The sequence below is a fragment of the Pantoea sp. S61 genome, assembly GCF_016625145.1.
Taxonomy (GTDB): Bacteria; Pseudomonadota; Gammaproteobacteria; order Enterobacterales; family Enterobacteriaceae; genus Pantoea; species Pantoea rwandensis_B.
This window is the reverse complement of sequence record NZ_JACVUO010000013.1, coordinates 1-25,324: the sequence shown is the minus strand read 5'-3', so window position 1 is coordinate 25,324 and position 25,324 is coordinate 1. Positions and strand designations below refer to the sequence as shown.

Below are 25,324 nucleotides of genomic sequence, written 5' to 3'. Positions count from 1 at the left end.
TGAAAAGAGTACCGATTTTAAAACAATAAGAGGAAAAAAATGATTTTAAGTGAGTTTATGCTGAAGGTGAACCGCTGGCCTGACATGCATTTCACAGCAATTGAAAGCGAGCAGCGCGAGGCCGTCATCGAGATTTATGCCCTCGACTTCTCAAACCAGACCAAGGGCCGGCTGCTGATTTACCGCACGCCGGACGCGCAGCATGCGGCGGCCATGATGACGCATTTCCGCACCTGGCTTGAAAAGGCCAACCGGGGAAGAACCCTGCGTCAGGAAAATCCAGGCGTGGCGGCGGGAGTTGTCGGCGCGCGGCTCGCATCACACCGGGCCGCGTCCTGTTAATCATAAGGGGCCCGGGGGCCCTTTTTTTTCTGTTCCGGTGCGTCAGACGGCCTCGCGTGTCTCCGGCCAGGCCACGGCCGCGCCCTCTGCGGTGAACAGCGAGCCCTGAAAGTCAGTTACGCCTGCCGCCTCCAGCCACATCCACTCTTCCGGCTGCTCGATGCCCGCCGCGATGACGTTAATCTCCAGGGCAGAACAGCAGCGCAGCACCGCGTGCACCACCGCCTGGCGGGGTCCGCTGCGGTGAATATTGCGCACGATCGCGGCGCCGATGCGTACGCGGTCCGGCTGGACGTGCGCCAGCAGAGACAGCCCGGCGGAGCCGTCACCGAAGTTATCAATAGAGAGGCTGATGCCGGCCTGCTTCAGCTGCCGCACCGCTGCGGAAAATGCTTCCAGCTGAGAAATCACCTCCGTCTCGCTGACGCCCAGTATGATTTGCTGCGGCACCAGTTCAGCGCTGTCGATGGCGCGGACAATCCGGCTAACGGCATCCGGAACGGATACCAGCGTCCCGGGCAGAATGCTGAGGTAGAGCATTATGTCGTCAGGGCATGACCTGCCGGCTCTGTGCAGCGCCCCGGTGACCGCAGCGAGATTATGTACATACATCGCATCGGCGGAGAGCCCCTCCGGCGCATCATCGGGTATGGCCTCAAGGGCCGTGACCTCACGGCCGAGCGGGTCGACCACCGGGCGGAAGGTCACGCCCGCCGCGGGCGCGGGTGACCCTTTCTCATCCGGCACAAAGTCCCAGTAGTCGGCGGGCAGAACCTCAAAGTAGTTTTCTTTCTCCCGGGCCTCCACGAAGGTTCGCAGAAACTGCAGGCCGCGATCGTCATAGGTCAGGCGGTACTTAGAGGTGCCGCGGTCAAGCACCGCCTGCAGCACGCTGCCGCGGGGGTGATGGCGCAGGTCGAACAGCTCCATACCGTGGTTGCCGAAGCGTCGCGACGGCGAGTAGTCGCGCATCAGCTCAACCACGTTGTGATGGCGCCGGTCAGCGCAGATACGACCATAGATGTCCAGCACGCCCTGCTCCGGGCCCTCCAGGATCTGGAAGAAGTGCGTGCCGTTAAACAGCAGGATGCCCGTTACCTGATGGCGGGCGTTGAGCAGCGTTGCCTTCTCCACCATGCCCGGCAGGATGCTGACGGGCACGTCATCGGCGAGGTGGCTCCGGTAAATTATGGTTGTAAGCATTACAGGCTCCGTATTGCCGCAGATTGTCACGGGCACCATAGCAGCCGGCCGCACTTTCTCAAACCGGACCGGTAACGGGCACAGTGAGATGCGGAATGAATATCAGGGCTTGCCTGTAACTAGAATCTTCGCCGCGCGCGGAACCCTGTAATCACATTTGATGAAATAAATTATTACGGAACAGGGGTTTTCAGAACATCCTCCGGGCACTTTCTTTAACTGTGTCTACAGTGTGACGTGAGGCTGTCATCAACGTAAAACGGAGGTAGTAAATTTGTCTATTCAACACGACGGGAAAGGGCACGTCATTATTGGCGAGGCGGCACTGAGCCTGGCGCTGGGCGAAAAGGAAATAAGCGTGCATTCGCTTATTGCAGAGCTCGGACACATGGCGGAGGCCGGCGGCAGCGATAACCGGCTCACTGAAATATCCGAAGCCAGAAGCTGGCTGAAGAGCTTCCACGAGCCGGAGCAGGCCGTCCGGCACGTGCCGTACCTGCAGACCCTTGCGGGCCTGAACGACGAGAAGAACTGACGCCAAAGGACGTAGTCCGGCTCTGGCCGGAAGACGACGATGAAGATGACCTCAGCGGTCGCGCTCAGGCGTGTACCGGCCGGAGAACCTGTCAGGGACGACGCTCTCCGCTTATCCCGCGCTTAAATCGCATCAGAAATTAATTCCTTCGTTATATATCCGGGCATACAGTGATTCTTTAAGCATGGAAGGAGAACGCGTATGTGTCAGTTTTACTATCTGCTCAGGATGGAAAAGCAGGACCAGCTGCACGTGAAGGGCTGCGTGTGCCTGGAGGACCATCCGGAGCGTCAGTTTCTGGGCTCGGCCGTGAGCTACCGGCACGCGTATCAGATTGCGTCACAGCAGCTGAAGATACGGGCCTGCATCTGCAGGCTGTGCGTGGACGACAGCATGACAGAGGCGCGGGACGCCTGGCTTTCACCGCCCGCGTAATGAGCGGTTTTTACGCTTAAGTCACAGACCGGATATTTATTCACCTTCCGGTACCGTCACGCGGTTAAACTTAACGTTACCCGATACCGGGTGACGGAGGTAAACATGGCTGACCGTAACGATAAAAATGTGAAGGATGGCAAAGACGCCGACCACAGCAAGCTGCCCGCGGGCAACAAAAAAGACACCAGGGACAGCGATACCATGAAGCAGAAGGGTGGAAAATAGCATGTCTGACCAGCCGATGCCTGACGATGCGACCCCGCTGCCGGACCACGAGCCGGCGCCCGGTCATGAAGACGAGGTGCCGGGCGGCGACAGAGACATTCCGCCTGACCGGGGCGCCACCCCGCTGATTTAACCGCCTCCGGGCGGTTTTTTTTCGTGCTCATATCTGCGCGCCGCTTATCACGATATACTGTGTATATCCCCAATAAGCGGAGCGCATCTGAAAAACGATAATGAAACACAGGATGTTATGCACGAAGTCATCGGGCTGGCCATCAGGCAGATACTGCACAGGGGCGGGACAGTCAGCCCGCACGAACTTATCGGTACGCTCTGGCGCCTGAAGGAGACTGGTACCGATATGGCCATGCGCGAGGCCTGCAGCCGGGCCATCCGGATTTTTGCCGCCAAACTTAACTGAATTAGCCCTGTCGCGCAGGCGTTAAAAGGTCTGCCCGCCGGCGTCGTCCGGCGTGTGACTGACGATAAGCTCCAGCACGCTGCGCAGCACCGCCTGTCTCTGCGCGTCACGCTCCTGCTCAAGGTCGCGAATGACGTGGATGATGAGCGTTTTGTTGGTCAGCTGTCCGCCTGAGGCCAGAATCGCCTGTATTGCCTCTTCAAGCTCTACACTTTCTGCCGCCAGCGCGTCGCCGCTGTTCTGCAGGCGGGCGCGGATTGTGGTCACTGAGTTGGTATTTTTCATGCTGTGAAGGCTCCTGCCGGAGCATCCTGAGCGGATGACGGCGGTAAAAGTGGTGTTGCGGATTGTTATTGTGTGGCCGGCAGCGCTGCATCTGCAGAACGTACCCGATGACAGAGAAATTATAGGTTAAAAGGAGCTGGGGTGCGCTTCGTTAATGATGGCGCGCGCAAGCAGTCATCTTACGAAGTCAGGTGAAGGCGGACGCTAAGCGCCCGCTCCCTAGAGTTGTGGTTATCTCATTTCATCTTCATCATCAGCCTGCAGCCGAATGGTGGCCTCGCCGGCGGCACTGTGGCTGCCTGCATCAGACAGCATCCATTTCTTACCGGCGCCCCCGCGAGCACCGACGATCCGGAAGTCGCGCAGCCAGCTGATGGCATCGCTGATGCGCCGGCTGCGACTGCTGATTTTCTCTGCTTTAAGCATAATGTTCAGCTCCGTTAGCAGAGCATCAACGGATATTTCCTTTTCACGCACGGCAAGATTGACTGCTGCTTCACCAATAACTGCGTGACCGGTCATGTCTTCGCTGTACAACACGTTTACACCTCGCTTAAAAATGAGTGAGAATAATTTTAACCACGCCTTTATTATAGCAAATGGCCGGGAAGGATTTAAATGAAGTGCATAGTTATCGGCTATCGATTAATAAGGATAAATAAATTGAATCTTCTCATTTTATTATAAGTGATTGATATTTTTCAGATATATTGATGTTGCGTCTTCCATCCTGAGAAAATATCTCTCACTCTGACCTGCACCCGGCTCAGAGCAGGTAACTCGTACTGTCAGGAGCACGGTGCATGCGCTGCGCATCCGATTCCGAAAGGGCGCACCCGTAGGCAGACTGCTTAATCCTGTTCAGGTGCAGTAAAGCCAGAGGATCTACGCAATGGTTTTTCTCCATAACGAGCTTCCTGCAGAGAATATGTTCATTAACTCTCTCATTTATGTTTTCTGTCTCCAATGACTGACTGATTGCCGAAGCGAAAATATGCTGCCACTTTCACACTGGCGCTGTGCTTAAATATAAATCTGTTTGTTCGAAGCGGCGCTTCCCGGAGCTGGCGTCCTGTATATCCGATGTACCCTGACATTCAGTTAACCGGCAGAGGCGAGTCGTAAGCGTTTATATTTAAGTGCCCGGTGCATAAAATAATTTAAGCCCCGGGACGGGGCCGCACTGATATGGCCCTGCGCATAGAGTTGCCTGAGCCAGTCATCCGCCTTACTTTAACCGTAAATATCTGACTTACTCAGGTTGCTCCTGAATCTCGATGCGGATAATCGTTAAAGGCTCGCCGCGGCTTCCCGTGGCGCAGTGCCGTTCTGCCGCGCGGATAAACGGGCTGTGGACTTCCAGCATGTCCGCAATTTCGCGGAGCTTTTCTGCCAGGCAGGAAGGGGAAACGGGAAGATAGGTCGGGGGCAGGGCTCTGGCCATGAGTAGTGACTCGCAGTTGTCTGTTGTGTACATCATATATTCGGCTGCCGGCCGATTTTCATGAGCGCAGTCATATTCGTATCAAAACATACAAAAAATGCATGCAACCTTCCTCCGCCTGTCGGGCTGCGCCGTGCAACCTGTAGACCGGAGTGACCATGAATCAACCTCTCACCACTGGCCAGCTGGCCCAACAGCTGCTGCGCTTTGAACCCGGCACAACCTGATTGGTGCACCTGTGGATAGCCGATGATTTCGAAGGCGTGGCACCGGAGCTAACGCCCGATGAGGTGCTGGCCTATGCCTCGCTCGATGCGGATACGAGTCTCAGCTGATATTTTCTGCGCCACTGCGCCGACACCATCCCTGCCGCACGGGTCGAAAAAGACCCGGCCTAATCATCAGAAAACCGCAGGCGGCGGGATAACCCGCCTTTCAGGTAATGAGAGCAATGACCGTACGGGAATTAAGGGCGCGGCTGGCCGCAGTCGGCGATGACAAGCTGTGCTGCGGCACCTTCTGGCTGGCAGAGGACTTTCTCAGCATTAACCCGGATATGACGCCGGATGAGATTGCGGCGGCCATGGAGTATGCCGAAGACCATCATGATGAAAACGAGGGATTTAACTGCTTGCATCTGGAGATGGCCATCGATGCTGTCTTGCTGGAGAAGGGAGGGGCATAGCGCTGCCCGGTATGCAGCTGCAGATCCTCTGATGTCGCCGGTCACGGCGGCATCACTGCAGGAATGAAAAAAGGTTGTCGCTGCGCTCCGCCTTCATATTCTCGAAGCCGGAGCGTCCGCTTTTCGCTCAAAGCCGACCTGACATCTCGCCAGTTGGTCCATTCCGTACCAGAAGCTCTAGTGCAATCAGCAATGCCTTAGTTGCGTAAAGAAATAGATGACGAGCAGTGTTTTGTTTACGTAAGGTAAATGCTCATTCCTCAGCCAACAAAAGGACTAAGCATGGGCAGGTTTCAGGGTAAACGTATACTGATCACTGGTGGTACAAGTGGTATGGGGCTGGCAGGCGCGCAGCGCATTATCACTGAAGGTGGTGATGTAGCTATTACAGGACTGAGTGAAGAAAGACTCGAACGCGCCCGTACTCTACTGCCTAAAACATCGCTTATTTTGAAAAGTGACTCTGCGAGCGAAGTTGACATCAATGCGCTAAAGGAAGCTCTTAGCGATTGGGGTTCACTTGATGGATTATGGCTCAACGCTGGCTTCGCGGAGGTCAGCTCTCCGGAATCTGTAACGGCGGATTCTTTTAATCGCATGATGAACGCAAATGTGCGCGGCCCGATGCTACAACTTGCCGCCCTATCAAAATCACTTAATTCAGGTGCATCCGTTCTGGTTACTTCGTCCTCTTCTACATACGAAGGTGCTGCTATGACAAGCCTGTATGCAGCGACGAAAGGCGCCGTTATCGCTATGGTCAAAAGCTGGGCATCTGCGCTGGCGGAACGTGGCATTCGCGCCAACACTTTGGTGCCAGGCCCAATTGAAACTAATTTCAGGCACTTTATGCCCGAGGAGTCGCGTCAGCAGTTTGAAGATTTCGTGTTAAGCCAGGTTCCTTTAGGTCGCGCAGGCACAGCAGAAGAAGCCGCTGCGGTTGCACTCTTCCTCCTGTCCGATGACGCATCCTATGTTACTGGCAGCCAGTATGCTGTAGACGGCGGGCTGGTACATTACTGATGCGTCTATAAGGGGTTATGAAATCTGTCGAATAGATTCAATAAAGTCTGCTATTCGCTACAGCGGATCTTGGCTGTTGTAAATGTCCGCTCCGTGCCAGAAGCAGACGTTTCCAAAATCTGCATGCATTGATCTTTCGAGACGAGCACTCACTGCATAGCCATGCAGTCGCGCAGAAATCATCAGGGGCGTTTTTCAGGGTTACGAACGGGGAAAGGTGTCGGAAACGGCCCTCTGGCCGCAGAATGGCGCTGAGGGCGTTTTAGAGGGGCGCGAAAGCACTTTTATGTTAAAAGAGAGTGTCCAGGCAATTGTGCCTGAAACCTGACGGAGCAGAAATGAGAACGCAAAAGCGATGCATGGGATACGTGGCGATTGTGGTCGATGACTACGACCGCGCCATTGAGTACTACACCGACAAACTGGGCTTTACCCTGGTTGAGGACACGCCGCAGCCGGGCAAACGCTGGGTTGTGGTGACGCCGAACCCGGAAAGCGACTGTAATCTTCTCCTGGCCCGCGCTTCAAACGAGCGGCAGGAGGGCTTCATCGGTAACCAGTGCGGCGGTCGGGTATTCCTGTTCCTGCAGACCGACGACTTCTGGCGTGACTATAACGCCATGAAGGAAAAAGGCGTCCACTTCTGCCAGGAGCCGCGGGAGGAGGAATACGGGATGGTGGTGGTGTTTGAGGACATCTACGGTAACCGCTGGGATCTCTACCAGAACGCGCAGCCCTGACAGCTCTGAGGCTGCGCACGTCCGGTGCGTGGCCGAACTCTTATGTTAAATTTAGTGGGCTATGACAATTTAAATCAATGACAGCAGGGAGCCAGCAGTGGAAAAATTTACGGTACGGCGCATCACCGAAAGCGATCTTGGCGACTTCAGAGAATTGAGGCTGGAGGCTTTGCGGCTTCATCCTGACGCCTTTGGTGCCTCTTACGAGGAATGCAATCATAAGCCACTGCAGTTCTTTGCCGAACAGCTGAGAGCCAGCCATGTTTTTGGTGGATACGATCACCATAATATTCTGCAGGGCATGATTGGCGTTAGCCGCAGCTCGCTACCTAAACTGAGCCACGTTGCAAATATCTGGGGAATGTATGTTCGCTCCGGGATGAGAGGGAGTGGCCTGTCATCTGGTCTCATGGAGGCGGCGCTGGAAGCCGCCAGCTCAGCTAAAACAGTGAAACTCTCAGTGGTTACCACTAACCGGTCTGCGTATGCGCTTTATCGTTCCTTCGGATTCAGCGAGTGGGCGACAGACACCGCTGCACTATGCGTTGACGGGGTATTTCATGACGAGTTCCTTATGAGGAGGAACTCTGAGACCGATTCATAACAGGGATGTTATGGTAAAAGCGAATGACTGGCTGGGTTATTGAACGCTGCCAGTCGTCCGTTATTTGAGAATGGCTGTGAGAAGGCTGCTGAATACGGACCCCGTTATGAAAGCGCGCTCCGTCGTCACTTCCTCTTTCCGCATGTCCGCCAGCCTGGCGAGCGCACTTTCGGCATCGGCGGCGCGAACCTCTTCAAACTGCTTTTCCCAGCCTTCACCGGCCAGTTGTGCGGCTTTTTCCGCGTCAGATCTTTCCAGGGCGGCGATGTGCTGACCTTTCTTAAAAAAGCAGAACTCCGGCATGGTGTACTCCGTGAACATGGTGGCAGTCATGAGTAACATATCTGAAGTGGGCTGATTTCGTACAGTGGATTCTGCCTGACGCGGTTCGGGCTCTGAATGCTATGTTTGATGTGATGAAACTTCAGTCGTTATCATCAGTAAATGTCTGTTTTTCGCTCAAAGCGGACCGCTGGGACTGACTTAGGGCAGTTTCGTGCAAACAGGGGAAGTTAGTAGAGAGCCCCACAAGTTACTGATATGATTTTAAAATTAATAAAAGGAGTGATGTATGGATACTGATACGATAGTTACGCTGTTTAAATACAAGCGCTGGATAGATATTGAAACTCTACAAGCGATTAAACAAATTGACGCGTCTTCTTATGCAGAAAAACGCCATCTGACGCTCAGATTAATGAACCACATACATGTGGTTGATATGATCTTCAGAGCTAATATTACCGGCGAGAAGCATTCCTACACTGCACTAAACACGCCAGAGACCCCCTCTGCTGATGAGCTTCTGATAACGATGACTAAATGTACGGACTGGTATATTCAACATATCAATTCTATGTCCCCCGTTGACCTGGCTGAAACAATTAAATTCCAATTTGTCGATGGCGGATCTGGTGAGATGAAGGCAATCGATATGCTCAATCATATTTTGTTTCACGGGACATATCATCGCGGCGCTGTAGGTTGGTTACTTTCAGAAAGTGGTGTAACCACACCCAAGGACGTACTGACTGTTTTTCTAAGAGACCATAACCACGAGTAACGAGTGACTGGGTCATGTAAATTTAAAATCTCATTGGCCCTTTAAGCAAAACTTGAGTGAATAAATGACCGTCTGCTCCTCGCTCATAGCGGGCATCAACATCAACCCGTACAGCTTTGAGATGGTAGTTATGGCTAATGCCGCAGATCCCAGTTTACGGATAACTATAAATTCTCAGACACAGACATGATGGCTGCTAAGTTTCCCACGCTCATAACGGTGAATCATCAGCATGGGGCTTTCACGCACGGGAGGAACACTTACCGACCCAAACCATAATGGATTGGCAGGGCAGACCGAACCACAGATGTTTGCCGGGATCCCCGCAAAGGTGCCACCAACAGGGCGGTGAACGTGTCCTGAAGAAACAGCCAGCAGCCTGTCCGGGTATCTGCTTATCAGCTCTTCAAACTCACTGAGTCCCCTGCATATCGTTTCATCCAGAGTAGGTATCCCGGAAGGAAAAATGTGATGGTGAAGAAACAGCAGAACCGGAGCATCATCAGTCTCGGCAAGTTGATTTTCCAGCCATCCCATGCGTCCCGAAAGTGACCCATAATTCTGTTCTCTGACGGTTGAGTCCACGCCCGCCAGGCAAATTCCGCCTGCGTTGTGACTGAAGTGCAGCAACTCTCCCTGTGAGTCAGGTAACCAGCGTTCGTTACCCCACGTCTTTCGCATACAGCCTCTATCGTCTGAATTACCAGGTAGTATCAGGGTGGGGTAAGCCTGTTCTTCCAGTTGCGCAGCTATCCGGACGTATCCCTCATCCCAGCACCCCTCCGTCAGGTCACCACTCAGAACCATTATGTCCGGCCCCACCTGTTCAAGCCACGACAGCACCTGCTCCAGGTGATCATTATCGGGAGCGGCGTGGATATCTGTTATCTGCGCTATCAGCATGAATACCTCACGATGAGCCGATACCGGCAGTGAATTCAGCATCAGAACCGAAAATTTTTCCGGAGTTAAGTACGCCATAGCACCAGTGAACCAGCTTTCGCATCACTGCCCCGATTGCCACCATTCTGGGCTTACCCCGCAGTAAAAGCTCTTCATAGAAGCTGCGCATCCTCTTATTACAGCGTCTGGCACAGAGTGCCGCCATATACAATTTTGCCCGCAGTTGAGGTGGTCCGATTTTAGACATCCTGGCTTTACCACGCACGGACGTCCCCGATCGTTTTTCAATGGGTGCCACGCCCATAAAGGCGGCAACCTGGTTTGCTGACTCGAAATCATGGCTCCGCAATACGATCAGCATGTTCATGCCCAGCTGAGGACCCACTGCCGGTATAGAAGTCAGAAGGTCATAGTCTTGTTGCAGCGATTCGTGCGCTTTAATGTGCGTTTTAATCAGCTGCTCAGTGGCTTTCACCTCTTCCCTGAGGATTCTGACCATCCGCAGGCACGAGCTGACAATGTCAGGTGGCGTATGCGTATTCTGGTATTTTTCCAGCCGATTTTCTTCACGTACGGCGTCGCTCAGCAACGCATCACGACGGCGGATAAGCGCGCTGAGATACCGGACTTCATCTGAAGGTGGCAACCAGCGCTGGGGCTTTTTCAGTAATGCATAGCAGGCCAGCATGTAAGCATCCACTTTGTCTGTTTTAGTCAGAATGCCCATGCCCCGCGCAAAATCCCGGCTGCGGTGAGGGTTAGCCAGTGAAACGCATCCTCCTGCCTCATGCAGAGAAAATGCAAGGCGTTCGTGGTAAACGCCCGTCGCTTCCATAATCAGATGAACGTCACCGGGGCCGCAGTGCTGCAGACGCAGCCAGCGAAAAATATTAGCCGCGGCGGTGCGGTCATTTCTTATTTTTTTGTTCGAATTCGTCCCTTTATGCCGTCATAAAGCATGCAGAGATCAAGGGTGTCTTTACTGACGTCTATGCCTACAGGAAACATCATCATTCTCCTCTCACAGTGACAGTCACGCCTGTTCGCTTTGTACATACGGAGTCGTGCTCCCGGTAACCGTTCAACAAAATGTGCTGGCGTGAAAGGTGAAACAGAGGGCCATAAGCTGCCAGACAGGATCAGAAATCGTCCTCAGGGAGGGGACTGGCTCACTCTGTTTCGTGTGATGGTAGCTAATCACCGCATCATGTTAGATACAAGGGAGGGGTTGGGCTTGCATGAACATAACGCTCTGTAACCGGCTCTGCCGGGCTCACGGCGCCCGATGGCCATGGAGCCGTCCTGAACGGTTTCTGGCGCCTCAATGACGCATACGCGTCATTCAGAAAGCTAGCTGCGCACTGCTCGCTACCCTTTGTAGCTACCTGAAGTAAAAATTCAGCAAGCTTACAGCATTTGAAAATATTTCATATTCTTAACTATTATCGTTATTTTAATAAATTTGCAACATTGGTATAACGGTGTCTCATTAGTTGATTACGGAAGGAGTCATTATATGAGCATTAATCATCAAGGAACATTATTAATTGATTCTAAAGATATTATTCTTAGACCGTTTACAAAAGCTGATGCGGGTAAGGTCTATGAAAATTGGGCTTCAGATCCTGAAGTAACCAAGTATCTGACCTGGAGCGCCCATAAAGACATTAATGATACTAATGGCATTGTCAGTGGTTGGGTTGATAATTACCGTAGTAAAGAATTCTACCTCTGGGCATTAGAGCTGCGCAGTTCAGGAGATGTCGTGGGCTCAGTGACACTAAGTCATGTAGATAATTTCAGAGAAAGCGCTGAACTTGGAATCGCATTATCACAAAAGGTGTGGGGTACTGGGGTAGGAACGCGCGCTGCCGGGCTTGTCATTAGTCATGCATTTAATGTGCTTAACCTCAAGAGGATCTCTGCAAATCATCAGCCAGACAATCATGCATCTGAAAAACTACTCACCAGACTCGGTTTTAAACTTGAAGGTGTTGCCCGGGGTTATACAAAAAACAAAGATGGAGAGCTAACGGATGTTGTCCAGTATGGATTACTAAAGGATCCAAGGGTAAAAGAAACAAGCCGTTTCAGAACAGAACAAACTTGGAAAGATACACGCAATCATTATCTGAAAGTACTGGGTAAACCATGGTATCAATTATTGGCTGAACTACAGAACACACTTTCTTTTGCTACTTTTGACTTTTACAACCTACGAAATTTAAAAACTCTTCACCTGCCCATTACGACCGGATCGATCTCCAGTCCGATGGGGAAAGGCAGTGACTCACTTCCGGTTAAGGTAAAAATGTTCGAGCAGGATGTTTATCTCGCTGACTCAATGCAGTTTATGCTTGAATACGGTACAAGATTGTTCGGTAATGGTGCATGGTACATTATGCCATCTTTCCGGGGGGAAGATAACGATAAGCGTCATCTCTCTCAATTTTATCATAGTGAAGCTGAAATACCGGGAACGATAAACGATGTGATAACACTTGTTGAAGATTATCTTGTTCATCTCGCCAGGCATATTTTGCGTCGCCATGGTGACGTGTTAAATGAAAAGGTAGGTGATATATCGCATTTAATTTCTCTTGCGGAGAAAAACACACCTTTCATAAAAATAACATTAGATGAAGCTGATGATATACTTAAAGAGCTATCCCCGGAGAATTACTCCAGCTACATTGAAGACGTAGGTGAATTCAGAAACTTAACTCATGCAGGTGAACGACGTCTTATACAGCATTTTGGGGGGTTTGTATGGGTAACTAACTATGACATTCTTAGCGTTCCATTCTATCAATGCAGGGATCCCAAAAAACCGCATTCTGCACTGAATGCCGATTTATTATTTGGTATTGGCGAGGTTGTAGGAGCAGGCGAGCGTCATAGCGATGGTGCCGGAGTGAGAAAAGCACTCGAGGAGCATCAGGTCGCACCTGATGATTATGAGTGGTATATCAGAATGAAAGAGGAATACCCGGTAAGAACTGCAGGCTTTGGCATGGGGATTGAACGGTTTTTGATGTGGGTAACCAGAGAAAACGATATACAGGATTTCCAGTTGCTTCCACGTGTTAATGGTGAAAATATTGTACCTTAAATGACCGCTAACGCTACCAAATGGTTGCGTTAGCTTTTCTCATTATGTAGGGAGGGGAATTGTGCTCAAAAGCAGTGCAGCTGTCAGATACACTGGCATAATGTACTCCGGTGTAAGGATGTTGATTGGAGCATTTTCTGTTATATACATGCTCCAGAATGGTCTTTCCGTAGGTCAGGTGGGTCTGCTAAAGACCTTCCAGGGAATTATTATCGTCTTTTTGGATATACCTCTTTCCTATTTTTCTGACCGTTATAGCAGAAAGTTTTCTATCAGTGTCAGTATCCTTTTTTCCTCTGCATGGTTGCTTACGATGGGAGTGGCTGATAATTTTTGGTTTTTCATGCTGGCCGAACTCTTCAATGCCTTATCTTTGGGAATGATGAGTGGTACATTCGATAGCTATCTTTATGATCACAGTAAAAATGAGAATAGTAACATCTCATCTCAAAAGATATTTTCTTTATATTATAAATATCAGTTTATGTTTATGGGGGTGACGTCACTTATAGGAGCGACTGCTTACTTCTATATAGGGAATTTGTCTATTTTTATATCATCACTCTTGATGTTTGCTGTTTTTTTAATGTCAGTCTTCTTACCTTCCGACCGTGATTTTAAGAGTAAGGGAAAATCAGAGTTTTTTTCCTTTGCCATGCTGTTTAACGGTATTGGTAAGATATTTGTAGGCCGTGAAGGTTGGTTAATTTTACTGACAGTCATAACATCTTCCTTCTTCCTTCAGTCTCTCATTCAATACTGGCAGGTTATAGCGGGAGAGGATCTTCCAGAAAATGGGCAAGCTATAATTCTGGGCGTGGTTTTCTTTTTTATTATGCTTGCACAGTCTGCAACAGGATTTGTAACAGAGACGCTACCATCATCTTCTAATGCTAAATTTCATTTAATTTCCTTTCTCGCTGTTGTAACTTCGTTATTGTGTTCTTTTTATTACAACAACATATATATATCAGCAATATTTCTCTGTATTATATTTTTTTATATTAATTTTGTTCAAATTATTTCTTATGCACGGTTAGTATCTCACACAGAAACCAGTCTACGATCTGTCACATTATCTACTATTGCAACTGTAAATAAGATAGTGATGTTTGTCATGATTGCACCATTCGGTTTTTTACTGCAAAGGTATGACTGGTTATTCATAATCGCTATTTTTGTAATTATCACACCTCTGTTTTTCTTATATTTCAGACGTGGCAGGTGAAAATTATGCAGTCCTTTATTGGATTGTTTTTCTGCCCTTAAAGGTTATGCTCAATCATGAAGACTACGTCTGAGCGGGTCAGCAAACTATGGAAGTGAGTTTCATATCAGGGCAGATGAGGATTACATCCCGGCTGCGCTTATGTCCATGCGTTACATGCCGATAATCAGTATGTGTCTCACCAGGTGCATATAACCGATACTGCAACTGATTGTGCTTATGGCTCCCTCCGGGAGCCATTTTTTTATCCAGATCAGTTTGCCCCTGAGAATAGGCTCATCATGAGCAGAGCGTCGCCACTTCTGGTGTACCGCTAGATCCCCACTACACTGTCTGCACAATTTCAGCATATAAGAGCGCATATGAAATACCAGGCATCAGGCGTTATATTGATAGCGTTGAGTTACACAGCAGCAGCTGTTCCACCCTCTCCGTCCTGGCCATCCTGCGACATCAGTGTGCAGCATGGTATCATGGCTGATAATGGCAGCAGCGACAGTGACTCGCTGTTGTCGCATATTTCTCTGCGCGTAAACGTGATTCAGGCCGATGCCGGTACTGCCTGCAAGGCAGGAAAACTGTCAGAATCGCAGACGGAAATGATCTGGCATCATGCTGACCGCATCCGTGCGGATACCGGGCGCTACGCGCATGAACAGGGCTCTCTCAGCGCTGCTGAACACGCCAGTTTTGACAGAGAGCTCGATGAGGTCGCCGGACGGCTTTGTGCCCGCATCCTTCAGCCCGTCAGGGGGTAGAGTCCGGCCACATTTTTTTCCCTGACTTCAGTACCCTGTAGCATGGGAGGAAGTAGATGAAAATCGAGACTGATCTTAATGACAATCTTTTCGATGAAGCCTGCAGTCTGACCGGAATGTGCTGCCTGCTGATGGCCATAGACGGAGAAGAGATTAACCGGACTCAGCTGACATTGGAGCTGATGCGCCTGCACGGAACCTGCATCGGGCAGGCGGGACAGTGCCCTCCGCCCCTGCTTTTGCCATTGAGGAGCTGACTGAAGAACCGGATGAAGACACCGGGGATGACGAATAGTGAGTTTGCCGGCTGATTGGTATATCTGAATCTATCCCCGCAATAGTTCTTCAGCCAGCCTGCCGTCTGGCGGCCCCCTTCATTTACGTGAAGCCTTCCAGTCACTTAAACTGTGTGTCTGATATGCTTCCGCTTCCCGGGAACACTGCATTAACGGAAATTTTATGGATAAAGGTAACCTTAACGTCAGTCATTTAGCCTGGTGCGGGCTTATTGCCCTGTACACGGCCCGCCTTGACGGGCAGGTTAATTCTCCCGCGCAGGAAAATCTCTTCCTGACCCGCTGGCTTGCCACGGCAGAAAAGCAGCGGCGCTTCGCAAAGGAGCTGGCCAGCGATATCACCTGGTTGCTGCGGGAGGGCCGTGAAAAAGGGCTGCGCGCGGATCTGCCCGGTAAGCTCGATTATCTCTGGCGGGCCGGTAACGGTAACCTGAAGGCGCAGAATGACCTGTTCCGGCTACAGCACGCGCTGCAGGCAGTTAAGCTGACCGGCTGGATTTACATGGTGCTGGCAGACAGCGAATGGAGCGGGCGCCGCCAGCTCCGTCTCAGTCCGGCCGTGTCAGGTATCTATCTTAACCGTAACGGGCTTGATTCAGGCTTCGACGAGCACGGTCAGCAGCGCATCGCCCTTCCCGCCCGCATTACCGGCGAGCTGAACGCGCTGGATACGCTGCTGAACCGCTCAGGCTGGCGCCGCGTAAAGGCGGAAAGCGACGATGCTATGCTGCATCATCTGGTGGCAGAGAAATTCAGTGAAGCCTGATCATGATCTGCACGTACTGCTGACCTCTGTGCAGAAAAAACCTTACTGACCAGCCTTTCTCTTAAGTCCGGCGCTGGCAATGATTTCTTTCAGCGCGTCTGTTTCCATCGGTGGCGTTGACCGGTGAACCATGGCGTGACAGTTCGGGCAGAGCGGGACCATATCATTCACCGGATCGGGCCGGTAATTTTCCCCCACCGTATGCAGCGGAATACGGTGATGGACGTGGATGAAGTTCCGTCCGGCTTCCCCGTAAAACTCCTCAAAGCTGAAGCCGCATCCCTGACACCGGTAGCCATGGTGTTGCAGGCAGGCTTTTCTGGCGGCAGGGTCGCGCTCATAGGCATTCACGAGGATCTGCGTTTTTGCACCTTCACTGTACGAGGCTGACGCCGATAACTCCTCGGGCAGGTACTGTGCCTCCCTGCAGGCGTACCAGACGCCCTCCTCCTGAACGAGGTAGCGCAGCTGCAGATGATGGCTGAATTTCTTTATCCTTGATATGTCCTCTGAATATTCAGACAGGCTGTGGCCCATAACGAACGTGTACAGCTCATAACCCTGCTTCACATATTCCAGATGCTCCAGCGCCTGAACGTACCCTGGCTGGCGGCGTTGTTTCCCATCACGCGAAACGAACTTCCAGGAGGTACGTAATATAACTTCTCGTTCTTCTCCCGCTTCCGTGTCCCATGCACCGAAGATGACCTTCATATCGTTGTGATCGATGAACGACCAGCTCCACGTCCAGTTTGCGCAGGTCGCGCCCTTCGATAAGATAAACTGTTTTCTGTTCATAACATTTTCATGAGTACGCTGAGGCTGGCTACCTTATCAGGAGCAGTGAATGAATTTCTATCAGAAGCTGAGTCAGCCCGCCGTCAGGGCAGAGATGGCTGAAGAATGGGGGCTCGCTGCCTCGCAGTGGCAAAAGCTGCTGACCGTGCCCGCCGCTTATCCCTGGCGGATGTGGATCCGTGGCAGGATAAGCTACTGCAGAGAACGTGCCTCAGCGCCGCCCCGCCGGCACTGAGTCCATAAGCAGACTTTACAAACCGGTACGGCTGGCGTGCCGGTCACAACGGAGTAAATGAATGGCCTTCCAGAGCCCGGCCCAGAATTACAGAGAGACGCGCCTGAACCTGGGAGACCTCGTCAGCCTCTCTCCGTACTCCACCTACCTGATGCGCAGCGACAGCGATTTTCCTGACGCCGGCATCGTGAAAGGTTCAGTGCTGGCCATTGATCGCGCGCTGACCGCGACGCATGGCCAGCTCATTGTTGCCGAGGTGGAAGGCGAGCTGACGCTGCGGCGTCTGCTGCTCAACCCCGTTCCCGCCCTGCAGGCGCCGGATGCGGATGAAACCGTCACGCTGATCGACGTGAGCCAGCCGCTGCCGGTCTGGGGCGTGGTGGCCTATGCCCTCACCGACGTGGCCGGGCTGGGATTCAGCGGACCCGCCGGAGAGTGACCATGTTTGCCCTTGCGGATGCCAACAACTTTTATGCCTCCTGCGAAACCGTGTTCCGTCCCGACCTGCGCGGCAGGCCCATCGTCGTCGTCTCTAACAACGACGGGTGCGTGATTGCCCGCTCGGCAGAGGCGAAGCGGATGGGCATTAAAATGGCCGCCCCGCTGTTTCAGAACGAGCGTTTCTTCCGCGAGAACGGCGTGCACGTGTTCAGCTCCAACTACGAGCTGTACGGTGACATGTCGGCGCGCATGATGGCCATACTGGGAGAAATGGCGGCGGGGCAGGAAGTCTATTCCATCGATGAGAGCTTTCTGGACGTGACCGGGATTGGCAGCCTGATCCCGCTGGAGTCGTTCGGCCAGCAGATGCGTGCGCGCATCTGGCAGGAAACGGGGCTGATTATCGGCGTGGGCTTCGGGCCGACCAAGACGCTGGCCAAGCTCGCCAACCACGCGGCCAAGAAGTGGACGAAGACAAACGGCGTGGTGGATTTGTCCGAACGGAGCCGGCAGCGGAAGCTGCTGCAGCTGACTGACGTCAGCGACGTCTGGGGCATCGGGCGGCGCATCAGCGTGCGCATGAACCAGCTGGGCATCACCACGGCTCTGCAGCTGGCCGACAGCAACGTCAGCATGATACGAAAGAACTTTGACGTCATCACCGAGCGCACCGTGCGCGAGCTGAACGGAGAGTCCTGCCTGGCGCTTGAGGACGCACCGCCGCCGAAGCAGCAGATAGTGAACTCGCGCTCCTTCGGGCAGCGCGTCACGCATCTGGAGGATATGCAGCAGGCGGTGGTGCTTTACGCCACGCGCGCGGCGGAGAAGCTCAGGGAGCAGGACTCGCGCTGCCGGCACATCAGCGTATCGATAGCCACCGGCCGTCACGGGGATGAACCGCAGTACTCGAACACGGCATCGTGCATCTGCGACTACCCGACGAACGATACGCGGGACATTATTGACTCAGCCCTGCGGGGACTGAGCACCATCTGGCGTGACGGATACAGGTACGCGAAGGCTGGCGTCATGCTGAGTGACTTTTATCAGTCAGGCGTGGCGCAGTTCGATATGTTCAGCGAACAGCTGCCGCGTGCCAACGCTGACGCGCTGATGGCGGCGCTGGACGGCATCAACCGTTCGGGCCGGGGAAAGGTGTGGTTTGCGGGTCAGGGGGCTCAGGACAGCAGCTGGCAGATGAAGCGGGAAATGCTGTCGCCCCGATATACGACCCGGTTTAGAGATATACCGGCGCTAAAGTGAATGTGTGACTCAGTATAAAGGGAGCGTCAATAGTGAGAATAACCACGTAAGTGATTTATCAGGATAAAAGAAAATATTCCGCATTCTGATACTCAGAAATTTGGTGACTGATTGTAGCGGCCGGATAGTTGTCTGGCACTGTATTACAGTGCCAATATGCTGGCATTAACTGGGAATATCCATCCTTCAGGATATGCTAAAATTTGTACTCCCAGAAGATAACAGGCCAGAGAGGGACATCAGGCATCGTATCTTAGTAAATTTTCCCGACTCCTGTTCCATAATGTCATTAATTGCCCAGAGCTTTGCTTAACCCATTCCGATATTATTTTCAGGGACTCCGGAATGAATGTAGCACCCTGGCTCCCCATGAGTCTCCCGTCACCAATAGCGAAAACATGCGCACTGTTCCGTTTTCTGAAAACAATGGCAGGTTCAGCGTCAGGTTCAGGGCATATAATCAGAATTTCCCCGCCTGTAAAATCTTCTTCCTGCAACATTCCGTTCAATTCTATAAACTGCTCGACAGTAATAGAGTACAGACCTGATTTTTCAAGCTCTGAACGTCCGTGCAACTCGAAGTCATAGGGAACGTATACATCAGGTTTTTCCATGAACTCAACGGAAAGAATACGCTCTATGGGGAGCGTTTCTGTATGAATATACCAAGTGTCATGTTTCAATTTGGGGCTCTTTGTCCATCTCTTGAGTTCACTGTCAGAAAGACTTTCTGTTTTAACCCAGCCCTGGATGCCAAGTACCGTACCCCATAGTGTCGGTTGCTGATATTCGCGTAAAAGTTTTTTAAAAGGGTAAAACGTGTCTTGCTGCTTAAGCCAGGCTGAGTCTACTGTCAGTCGGATAAGTCTTTTGTTATGAGTTCCTCTGATCGGGCTACTAGCATCCTGACCTCCTGCTTTTAATAGAAAATCTTTATCCGTTTTGGTAAGTACTTCTGTGCCATCTACTAAGCCGTGACCATAGGGCAATGGGTAGGAAGTGTACCAGCTATGGCCATAAAGCATTTTTCCATCACTTAGTTGGAAATAGCCTTTATTTATTCCTTCCGACGTCAAAATGCTGTGTAGCATTGCAACTCCTGTAAAGTGATACAGTTTCATTTTTTATATCCTTATCCAGTTATGACAGTTACTAAAAAATCTATCTAGGGTCTATACAGCCATGGACTAAGCAATCGGCGCGCCTCTATGGTTGTTCACATTTCTTCAATTTCGTTCGCATCTAGTGCAGCTGCAATACGCTCTGCCTGCCAACGACTGACTATCCTGATCAAAAAACCTGATAGATGTTTATTTACTGAACAGGTTTTTCAGTTTTATAAAGCGACCAGATTCGTTTTACCTGGCTGATGCTACAGCCTGCCAGGGTGGCCGTCCGACCTATTGTCATGCCGGATTCACGAAGCGCAATAATACGCTCGTGAGTTTTGTTATCTGGCTTTCTCCCTTTGTATTTACCCGAGGCCTTTGCCAACTCAACGCCCTGTCGCTGCCTTTCCCTTCGGGTTTCGTAGTCGTCACGCGCCGCCTGCAGGGCTACCTTAAGCAGCATGTCCTGAACGGACTCCAGTACGATTCTGGACACGCCGTCCTGGCCTGCGGCCAGCTCAGACAGATCCACTATGCCGGGGATGGCCAGCTTCGCCCCTTTGGCCTTTATCGAACCGATAAGCTGCTCAGCCTCACTCAGGGGAAGACGGCTGATGCGGTCAATTTTCTCGGCAACAATCACCTCCCCGGGTTGAAGATCGGCAATCATGCGTTGGAGTTCTGGCCGGTCCAACCTGGCACCAGATGCCTTTTCTTTATATACACCCGCGATATAGAAGCCCTTACTACGCGCATCTTCAATAATACTGTTCTGCCGCGTGAGTTCCTGTTCATTGGTACTGACCCGAAGATAAACCCTGGCAACATTCATCTTCTTAAATACCAGATTTAGGTGGAGTGGATATATTGGTTGGTTCTTTTCTAGCCTTAAGCTCGGCCTTTGCGGCTTCTTTGAACTCCTCAACGTCAAGGGATCTCTCGCCTAAAGTCCATAAAAATGTGTATAGAACTTCTATAGTTCCCGCATCGATATCTAATAATTTTTCAATATAATCATCACCATATAAACTTAATACGCCTTTGAAGTCTTTTTCTTTTTCCACTTTATTTTTTCTCTGTTCCTCCATTTTTTCCAAAGATTTAACCATCTCATCTTTAGGCTTGAGGACAAATTTGGGTGGCTTCGGCACAATGTAGATTTGGCCTTTAGTATTATCCCATCCAATGCAATAAAAAATTCCGCAGACTTTATCTCCATTCAACATTCTTTCTGCTTGCTCGTGAGTAATCACGATGTTCTCTTTTTTTGCTGATTCTAAAACATCCTGAACAGTGTATGCCATGGTATGTCCTGCCTAAGCGTTAATGTGAATTTGATGGCTAAATTAAGTATACTCAAAATAGCCTGCTGGTTTTAGCTGGTCAATAATGACATCTGCAATCTAAATTGGCCACATAAATGTTGGCTACTTTAAATAGCCATATAGTTTCTATTGTAATGATTGCTTATAATAATTATAAGAATGTTGATTATTTTGTGTTACTTTGTTTGAACTATGATTGAGATTTAGAATGAGCCCGTTATTCCAGACAGCGCAGCACCTCTCGCTGGCTTAGGTAGCATTACAGCTGGGTGATAGAAATCATGTAGATTATTATCTTATTCAAATCACCGAATGAGACATTAAGCCTTTCAATTTAAGACAGTTTTGAACTATTGATGAAAATCCTTTTTCAATGCAGAATACCGGATTTAGGAGAAAGGATTTTCATAAATGAGTAATATCAATAAATTGATACTTTACAGGATGATGAAAGCCGATTCAGGGGGAAGCCCAGCTCTACCGGGATCTTCCATAGATCGAGACTGTCTAGGTGTTCGCTTTAAGCATGTAAGCAAAAGAGATGAACGAAATCCTAGAGTTGATGTCTATATTGACGATAATGGCATTGTGAGTGTGAAGAACAACGGCAAATTCCAAGGCCTATCTCTAACAATCCCGCCTATCGCGAACATACCCGAATTTATGCTCGATCCTATGAGAGGGCTCGTGCGATTCACTATCAATCGTTTGTACTTTGAAAATCATGCTCACTTAATGTACATTGAAGACACGCATGCGCATGCTATGATAGTACCGAAGTATGACATGCTCATAACTGACTTTAACAGATATCTGGCAGACACCGCACCGTTGTGGGAGGTGGATGATGACGATGACAAAGACTGACTACAAAGCACGATTCAATACCATACTCTTGGAGAGTAGTGACCCCTATGAAATTTTTTCACTGTGTGATGACATGGTGAGTGCTCATGGGCGTCAGGGCGGCGTTTTAGCTTATACCTTGATGAACGAAGTTTACAAAAGTGGTCTAACAGGAAATGCCAAAGAGGCAGCCTTAGATGTACTTGAAGCCTTAACAGGCTATTGTGCTGACCCAATTGGGACCGCTGATTATCACCTCACCAACCATGCAGCATAATGAATTTAATTTTCATTATGCTGTAATATTTCATTCCTGTTCAGTAATTTTCTGAATGACATATTTTATATAAGTACATCATACAATATCCTACGTCGATTTTGATATATGACTTACATAACAACTTTCCTCTGAATCTATTAAAGGAAGATGTGTCGGTCGGCATTATCAACTTGCTATTAAGAATTCCTAATTGTTCACTAGCCCTTTTAAATAACTTTCTTCTCATAAAATTAAAAATTATTTGAACCTCCTGTACAACCAGATTTTATCTTTAATAAATTTCATTTACTATAACCCTACCCTGCCCTGCCCTGCCCTGCCGCAACGATAACTGACTATTCTTTTAAATACACATTGTGTATACGTTGAATCCTCTATGGGTGCATTAAAGGAATCTTAAGTGTATCTATCGTGTTGCTGTTGCGTACGCAAAGTGGTTGCATAAATTTTCTTCCAGTGATATAAATCCTTCTGTTTATAGATATGCATTGCATACTCAATGTGAACCCGAAGTGCGCAGTTTGTGGATTCAATGTGCGCCTGATAAGCATATACAAGGTGGCAATTATGACAGTTATTGTTATGGCACATAATAAAGGCGGGGCAGGCAAGACAACGTCGGCGGTACATGTATCAGGCGAACTGAAACCTAAGAAAGCCCTCGATCTAGATACTCATAAGGGGCTTTCAATCATTCACGGCCTCCGTCCAAACGATAGACAAATTCCAATATCAATACCTGAGACACAACAAGAATTAGTGCATGAAATAAGCTTGTTCAAAGATAAAGAAGATATCTTGTTTATTGACTGTGGGGGATTTGACTCTGATATGACCCGTACAGCGGTTGCTTATGCAGATCTTATTATTGTTCCTGCAAAGGATTCTCTTACTGAGAGGATAGGCTTGATGAGTTTTGACAGAGTATTGGGAGAAATAAGTGAAATCATTGGTCAGCATGTAGAAGCCCATTTGTTCCTGTGTAAAACGAATCCGAATAAAAAACATTATCCAAAACTTGAGGCGCTGCTTCCCTCATTTAAACATATTAAATTAATGAAGAGTCGCCTTTCATATCGAACTCAAGATTTTGAAGAAACAATTGAAACCGGTTTTGGCATAACTGAGTCAGTTCATGGGCGCGTCACTGCAGGCGGTAAAGAGGTGATTTCGATGGTTGAAGAAATGCTTGAGATTGTCAAAAGCAGATAAAAAACTTACACAATAGATACTCGAAATGAGTCTGTTGTATACTCAATGTGAATTCATTGCATATCCATTAAATATCTATTGAGAGTATAGGGTGTATACATGACCAAGAAGCTTGATTTCACGAATCAACACGAAAAACTCGCTGGGCTAATGAGTTCTGCAAAACTAAAAACCTCAACCGCCCCAGCAGATAAAACCAGCGATGAAACTAAGACATTCGCAAAAAGCAAAGCCCGTAGCAAAAATCTTAGAGCTGTGCCTGAAACCTACTTTGAAGCCCACGCGCAACTCAAAGCCTCGAACAAAACATCGTTGGATTTTAGTGCATACATTCTGGAAGCTCTGCGTGAAAAGCTCGAGAATGACGGGGCGCTTGATAACTGATTCGGCTACCACATTAACCTGTAAATGTAAGTATCTATTGTGATTACTTTAAATATCTAACGTGTATTCATTGTAATTACTTTAGATCCTTCTTGTGCATTCATCGTGTCTGCTTGATTAGAGATTCGAGGGGTAATAGATCAATTCGGAGCATGCTGGCGACTAAGTGACTCGCGCTACTGGAATGTCACTCCAGCGAGTAGTCCACGCCGGACTTAGCATCTCCCGCTTCATCTTCCATTCAGTACTGACGCCCTGACCCGCAAACCACAGGTTACCGAGTCCGGACTGGTTAATGCCGTCCAGCACCTTCATCAGCTGCGCACTGTTCGGACGTGGTCCGTCCTCATCGAACAGGCTCAGCTGGCTGACGCCGTTCGGGGTGAAGTCATCGAGCATAATGCCGGCTTTCATGTAGCGCCTCCCTTCCAGCCAGATGCGGTCCAGGCTGCGCATGGCCACCTCAATGACGTCACGGGTGTCCTGAGTGGGCACTTTCAGGTTCTCGCCGGCGCTGTTGCCATAAAACACCTCGCCGGGGGCATGAGGTGACGTGCGGATAAAGATGCCGACGCGGCGGCAAAACTGGCGTTCCCCGCGCAGCTTTTCGGACGCGCGCGTCGCGTACTGGCAGAGCGCCTGCTGCATGGCTACTTTTGACGTGATGCGCTCGCCAAACGATCGCGAGCAGACGATTTGCTGTTTTGCGGGCGCGAACTCTTCCAGCGGAATGCAGGATTCGCCGTTCAGCTCCCGCACCGTGCGCTCCAGCACCACGCTGAAGTTTTTCCTGATGAGGGCAGGGTGCGCGCGCGACAGCTGCAGGGCATTTTCAATGCCCATGATGTTCAGCTTCTTCGCGATGCGCCTGCCGACGCCCCAGATTTCTTCCACCGGCTGATTCTGCAGGAGCGTGGCGGTCCGCTTCGGGTTGCCCGTGGTCAGCGCCAGCACGCCTTTAAACTGCTTCCACTCCTTGCTCGCCCACTGCGCGCTTTTGGCCAGCGTTTTGGTCGGGCCCATGCCCACGCCGACTGTCAGTCCGGTTGTGGCCATCACGTGCGCGCGCAGGCGCCGCCCGAAGTGCTCAAAGTCTTCGCAGCCATCAATGCCGGTTATGTCGAGAAACATCTCGTCTATCGAGTATTGCTCCACCTTCGGCGTCATTTCTTCCAGCGCCGTCATGACCCTCTGCGACATCGAGTGGTATAAGGCGTAATTTGAGCTAAATACATGTATTTTCTCAGAATAACCTTCATTTTTTATCTGAAACCACGGCGCGCCCATTTTAATGCCCAGCAGCTTTGCGTCTATGTTATTTGGAATTGACTATATTTCATACAACACATGCTGATTTTAG

32 protein-coding genes and 2 pseudogenes are annotated in these 25,324 nt (G+C 50.2%); 22 read left to right on the top strand and 12 right to left on the bottom strand.

From position 1 onward, the window contains the following. Positions 1–39 precede the first annotated feature (39 nt). Positions 40–342 (top strand): hypothetical protein, encoded by a 303-nt coding sequence (locus IAE30_RS20985; RefSeq protein WP_200680921.1) that lies wholly within the window; start codon positions 40–42, stop codon positions 340–342. Positions 343–384: 42 nt separating this feature from the next. Here IAE30_RS20985 and IAE30_RS20980 read toward each other — a convergent pair whose 3' ends face one another. Beyond that, positions 385–1,545, bottom strand: a complete 1,161-nt coding sequence (locus IAE30_RS20980; RefSeq protein WP_200680920.1) for a diguanylate phosphodiesterase — start codon at positions 1,543–1,545, stop codon at positions 385–387. Positions 1,546–1,819: 274 nt separating this feature from the next. Here IAE30_RS20980 and IAE30_RS20975 point away from each other — a divergent pair, with 274 nt between their 5' ends. From IAE30_RS20975 to IAE30_RS20965, 5 genes are all read left to right on the top strand, one after another. Continuing rightward, positions 1,820–2,080: a hypothetical protein gene (locus IAE30_RS20975; protein ID WP_100701725.1), complete on the top strand. Its 261-nt coding sequence runs from the start codon at positions 1,820–1,822 to the stop codon at positions 2,078–2,080. Between the two features lie 201 nt (positions 2,081–2,281). Next, positions 2,282–2,515 carry a hypothetical protein gene (locus IAE30_RS20970; RefSeq protein WP_200680919.1) on the top strand — a complete coding sequence of 78 codons (234 nt, stop codon included), beginning with the start codon at positions 2,282–2,284 and terminating at the stop codon, positions 2,513–2,515. A 105-nt stretch (positions 2,516–2,620) separates the two neighbouring features. After that, positions 2,621–2,743 carry a hypothetical protein gene (locus IAE30_RS30305; RefSeq protein ID WP_254919502.1) on the top strand — a complete coding sequence of 41 codons (123 nt, stop codon included), beginning with the start codon at positions 2,621–2,623 and terminating at the stop codon, positions 2,741–2,743. A 1-nt stretch (position 2,744) separates the two neighbouring features. Continuing rightward, positions 2,745–2,876: a hypothetical protein gene (locus IAE30_RS30300; protein ID WP_255253270.1), complete on the top strand. Its 132-nt coding sequence runs from the start codon at positions 2,745–2,747 to the stop codon at positions 2,874–2,876. A 117-nt stretch (positions 2,877–2,993) separates the two neighbouring features. Beyond that, on the top strand, positions 2,994–3,164 hold the full coding sequence (locus tag IAE30_RS20965; RefSeq protein WP_234472827.1) for a hypothetical protein: 171 nt from the start codon (positions 2,994–2,996) through the stop codon (positions 3,162–3,164). 21 nt (positions 3,165–3,185) lie between these two features. Here the strand turns inward: IAE30_RS20965 and IAE30_RS20960 are convergent, their stop codons facing one another. From IAE30_RS20960 to IAE30_RS20950, 3 genes are all read right to left on the bottom strand, one after another. Then, positions 3,186–3,449, bottom strand: coding sequence for a biofilm development regulator YmgB/AriR family protein (locus tag IAE30_RS20960; RefSeq protein ID WP_200680918.1), 264 nt, complete (start codon positions 3,447–3,449; stop codon positions 3,186–3,188). A gap of 231 nt (positions 3,450–3,680) precedes the next feature. After that, positions 3,681–3,989, bottom strand: coding sequence for a hypothetical protein (locus IAE30_RS20955; RefSeq protein ID WP_200680917.1), 309 nt, complete (start codon positions 3,987–3,989; stop codon positions 3,681–3,683). Positions 3,990–4,701: 712 nt separating this feature from the next. Further along, entirely contained in the window at positions 4,702–4,929 is a 228-nt protein-coding gene (locus IAE30_RS20950) for a hypothetical protein (RefSeq protein ID WP_234472825.1), read from the bottom strand. Positions 4,930–5,344: 415 nt separating this feature from the next. On the opposite strand from IAE30_RS20950, the gene IAE30_RS20945 reads away from it, so the two are divergent. The 4 genes from IAE30_RS20945 to IAE30_RS20930 all read left to right on the top strand — a co-directional run bounded on the left by IAE30_RS20945 (position 5,345) and on the right by IAE30_RS20930 (position 7,945). After that, positions 5,345–5,578: a hypothetical protein gene (locus IAE30_RS20945; protein WP_200680916.1), complete on the top strand. Its 234-nt coding sequence runs from the start codon at positions 5,345–5,347 to the stop codon at positions 5,576–5,578. 282 nt (positions 5,579–5,860) lie between these two features. Next, a complete protein-coding gene (locus IAE30_RS20940) occupies positions 5,861–6,601 on the top strand; it encodes an SDR family oxidoreductase (protein WP_200680915.1) in 741 nt (246 codons plus the stop codon). Between the two features lie 338 nt (positions 6,602–6,939). Further along, entirely contained in the window at positions 6,940–7,341 is a 402-nt protein-coding gene (locus IAE30_RS20935; protein WP_029990737.1) for a VOC family protein, read from the top strand. A gap of 97 nt (positions 7,342–7,438) precedes the next feature. Then, positions 7,439–7,945 (top strand): GNAT family N-acetyltransferase, encoded by a 507-nt coding sequence (locus IAE30_RS20930; RefSeq protein ID WP_200680914.1) that lies wholly within the window; start codon positions 7,439–7,441, stop codon positions 7,943–7,945. A 60-nt stretch (positions 7,946–8,005) separates the two neighbouring features. Here the strand turns inward: IAE30_RS20930 and IAE30_RS20925 are convergent, their stop codons facing one another. After that, positions 8,006–8,248 (bottom strand): hypothetical protein, encoded by a 243-nt coding sequence (locus IAE30_RS20925; RefSeq protein WP_200680913.1) that lies wholly within the window; start codon positions 8,246–8,248, stop codon positions 8,006–8,008. A gap of 268 nt (positions 8,249–8,516) precedes the next feature. Here IAE30_RS20925 and IAE30_RS20920 point away from each other — a divergent pair, with 268 nt between their 5' ends. Beyond that, the gene (locus IAE30_RS20920) at positions 8,517–9,008 is read left to right on the top strand and encodes a DinB family protein (protein WP_200680912.1); all 492 of its coding nucleotides are present in this window, start codon (positions 8,517–8,519) and stop codon (positions 9,006–9,008) included. Between the two features lie 174 nt (positions 9,009–9,182). Here the strand turns inward: IAE30_RS20920 and IAE30_RS20915 are convergent, their stop codons facing one another. Together IAE30_RS20915 and IAE30_RS20910 are read right to left on the bottom strand one after the other, a co-directional pair. After that, on the bottom strand, positions 9,183–9,989 hold the full coding sequence (locus IAE30_RS20915) for a metallophosphoesterase (protein WP_234472824.1): 807 nt from the start codon (positions 9,987–9,989) through the stop codon (positions 9,183–9,185). Next, positions 9,919–10,919, bottom strand: a pseudogene (locus IAE30_RS20910) (IS110 family transposase). The gene IAE30_RS20915 and the pseudogene IAE30_RS20910 overlap by 71 nt, the downstream one beginning before the upstream one ends. Before the next feature lie 508 nt (positions 10,920–11,427). On the opposite strand from IAE30_RS20910, the gene IAE30_RS20905 reads away from it, so the two are divergent. From IAE30_RS20905 to IAE30_RS20885, 5 genes are all read left to right on the top strand, one after another. Continuing rightward, the gene (locus tag IAE30_RS20905; RefSeq protein WP_200680911.1) at positions 11,428–13,023 is read left to right on the top strand and encodes a GNAT family N-acetyltransferase; all 1,596 of its coding nucleotides are present in this window, start codon (positions 11,428–11,430) and stop codon (positions 13,021–13,023) included. Between the two features lie 100 nt (positions 13,024–13,123). Next, on the top strand, positions 13,124–14,251 hold the full coding sequence (locus IAE30_RS20900) for an MFS transporter (RefSeq protein WP_255530309.1): 1,128 nt from the start codon (positions 13,124–13,126) through the stop codon (positions 14,249–14,251). 473 nt (positions 14,252–14,724) lie between these two features. Further along, complete coding sequence (locus tag IAE30_RS20895; RefSeq protein WP_200680909.1) at positions 14,725–15,009, top strand: hypothetical protein; 285 nt, start codon at positions 14,725–14,727, stop codon at positions 15,007–15,009. A gap of 56 nt (positions 15,010–15,065) precedes the next feature. Then, positions 15,066–15,266, top strand: coding sequence for a hypothetical protein (locus IAE30_RS20890; protein ID WP_200680908.1), 201 nt, complete (start codon positions 15,066–15,068; stop codon positions 15,264–15,266). Positions 15,267–15,468: 202 nt separating this feature from the next. After that, the gene (locus IAE30_RS20885) at positions 15,469–16,071 is read left to right on the top strand and encodes a DUF2913 family protein (RefSeq protein WP_200680907.1); all 603 of its coding nucleotides are present in this window, start codon (positions 15,469–15,471) and stop codon (positions 16,069–16,071) included. Positions 16,072–16,113: 42 nt separating this feature from the next. On the opposite strand, the gene IAE30_RS20880 is transcribed toward IAE30_RS20885, so the two are convergent. Then, positions 16,114–16,869 (bottom strand): HNH endonuclease, encoded by a 756-nt coding sequence (locus tag IAE30_RS20880; RefSeq protein WP_200680906.1) that lies wholly within the window; start codon positions 16,867–16,869, stop codon positions 16,114–16,116. A gap of 296 nt (positions 16,870–17,165) precedes the next feature. Here IAE30_RS20880 and IAE30_RS20875 point away from each other — a divergent pair, with 296 nt between their 5' ends. Together IAE30_RS20875 and umuC (IAE30_RS20870) are read left to right on the top strand one after the other, a co-directional pair. Beyond that, positions 17,166–17,543 carry a peptidase gene (locus tag IAE30_RS20875; protein ID WP_034827984.1) on the top strand — a complete coding sequence of 126 codons (378 nt, stop codon included), beginning with the start codon at positions 17,166–17,168 and terminating at the stop codon, positions 17,541–17,543. Positions 17,544–17,545: 2 nt separating this feature from the next. Next, positions 17,546–18,808 (top strand): translesion error-prone DNA polymerase V subunit UmuC, encoded by a 1,263-nt coding sequence (gene umuC / locus IAE30_RS20870; RefSeq protein WP_200680905.1) that lies wholly within the window; start codon positions 17,546–17,548, stop codon positions 18,806–18,808. 239 nt (positions 18,809–19,047) lie between these two features. Here the strand turns inward: umuC (IAE30_RS20870) and IAE30_RS20865 are convergent, their stop codons facing one another. The 3 genes from IAE30_RS20865 to IAE30_RS20855 form a co-directional block, all read right to left on the bottom strand. Further along, positions 19,048–19,929: a hypothetical protein gene (locus tag IAE30_RS20865; protein WP_200680904.1), complete on the bottom strand. Its 882-nt coding sequence runs from the start codon at positions 19,927–19,929 to the stop codon at positions 19,048–19,050. 193 nt (positions 19,930–20,122) lie between these two features. After that, entirely contained in the window at positions 20,123–20,749 is a 627-nt protein-coding gene (locus IAE30_RS20860; RefSeq protein ID WP_200680903.1) for a recombinase family protein, read from the bottom strand. A gap of 4 nt (positions 20,750–20,753) precedes the next feature. Continuing rightward, positions 20,754–21,221, bottom strand: a complete 468-nt coding sequence (locus tag IAE30_RS20855; protein WP_200680902.1) for a hypothetical protein — start codon at positions 21,219–21,221, stop codon at positions 20,754–20,756. Positions 21,222–21,653: 432 nt separating this feature from the next. Between IAE30_RS20855 and IAE30_RS20850 the strand changes: the two genes are divergently transcribed. The 4 genes from IAE30_RS20850 (at position 21,654) to IAE30_RS20835 (ending at position 23,964) form a co-directional block, all read left to right on the top strand. Then, positions 21,654–22,109, top strand: a complete 456-nt coding sequence (locus IAE30_RS20850; RefSeq protein WP_200680901.1) for a hypothetical protein — start codon at positions 21,654–21,656, stop codon at positions 22,107–22,109. Beyond that, positions 22,096–22,365 (top strand): hypothetical protein, encoded by a 270-nt coding sequence (locus IAE30_RS20845; protein WP_200680900.1) that lies wholly within the window; start codon positions 22,096–22,098, stop codon positions 22,363–22,365. Before IAE30_RS20850 ends, IAE30_RS20845 begins: the two co-directional genes overlap by 14 nt. 570 nt (positions 22,366–22,935) lie before the next feature. Continuing rightward, the gene (locus tag IAE30_RS20840; protein ID WP_200680899.1) at positions 22,936–23,580 is read left to right on the top strand and encodes a ParA family protein; all 645 of its coding nucleotides are present in this window, start codon (positions 22,936–22,938) and stop codon (positions 23,578–23,580) included. 99 nt (positions 23,581–23,679) lie between these two features. Continuing rightward, entirely contained in the window at positions 23,680–23,964 is a 285-nt protein-coding gene (locus IAE30_RS20835) for a molecular chaperone GroEL (RefSeq protein WP_200680898.1), read from the top strand. 162 nt (positions 23,965–24,126) lie between these two features. Here the strand turns inward: IAE30_RS20835 and umuC (IAE30_RS20830) are convergent. Then, a pseudogene (umuC, locus tag IAE30_RS20830) lies at positions 24,127–25,290 on the bottom strand (translesion error-prone DNA polymerase V subunit UmuC); the annotation flags it as partial. Between the last annotated feature and the right edge of the window lie 34 nt (positions 25,291–25,324).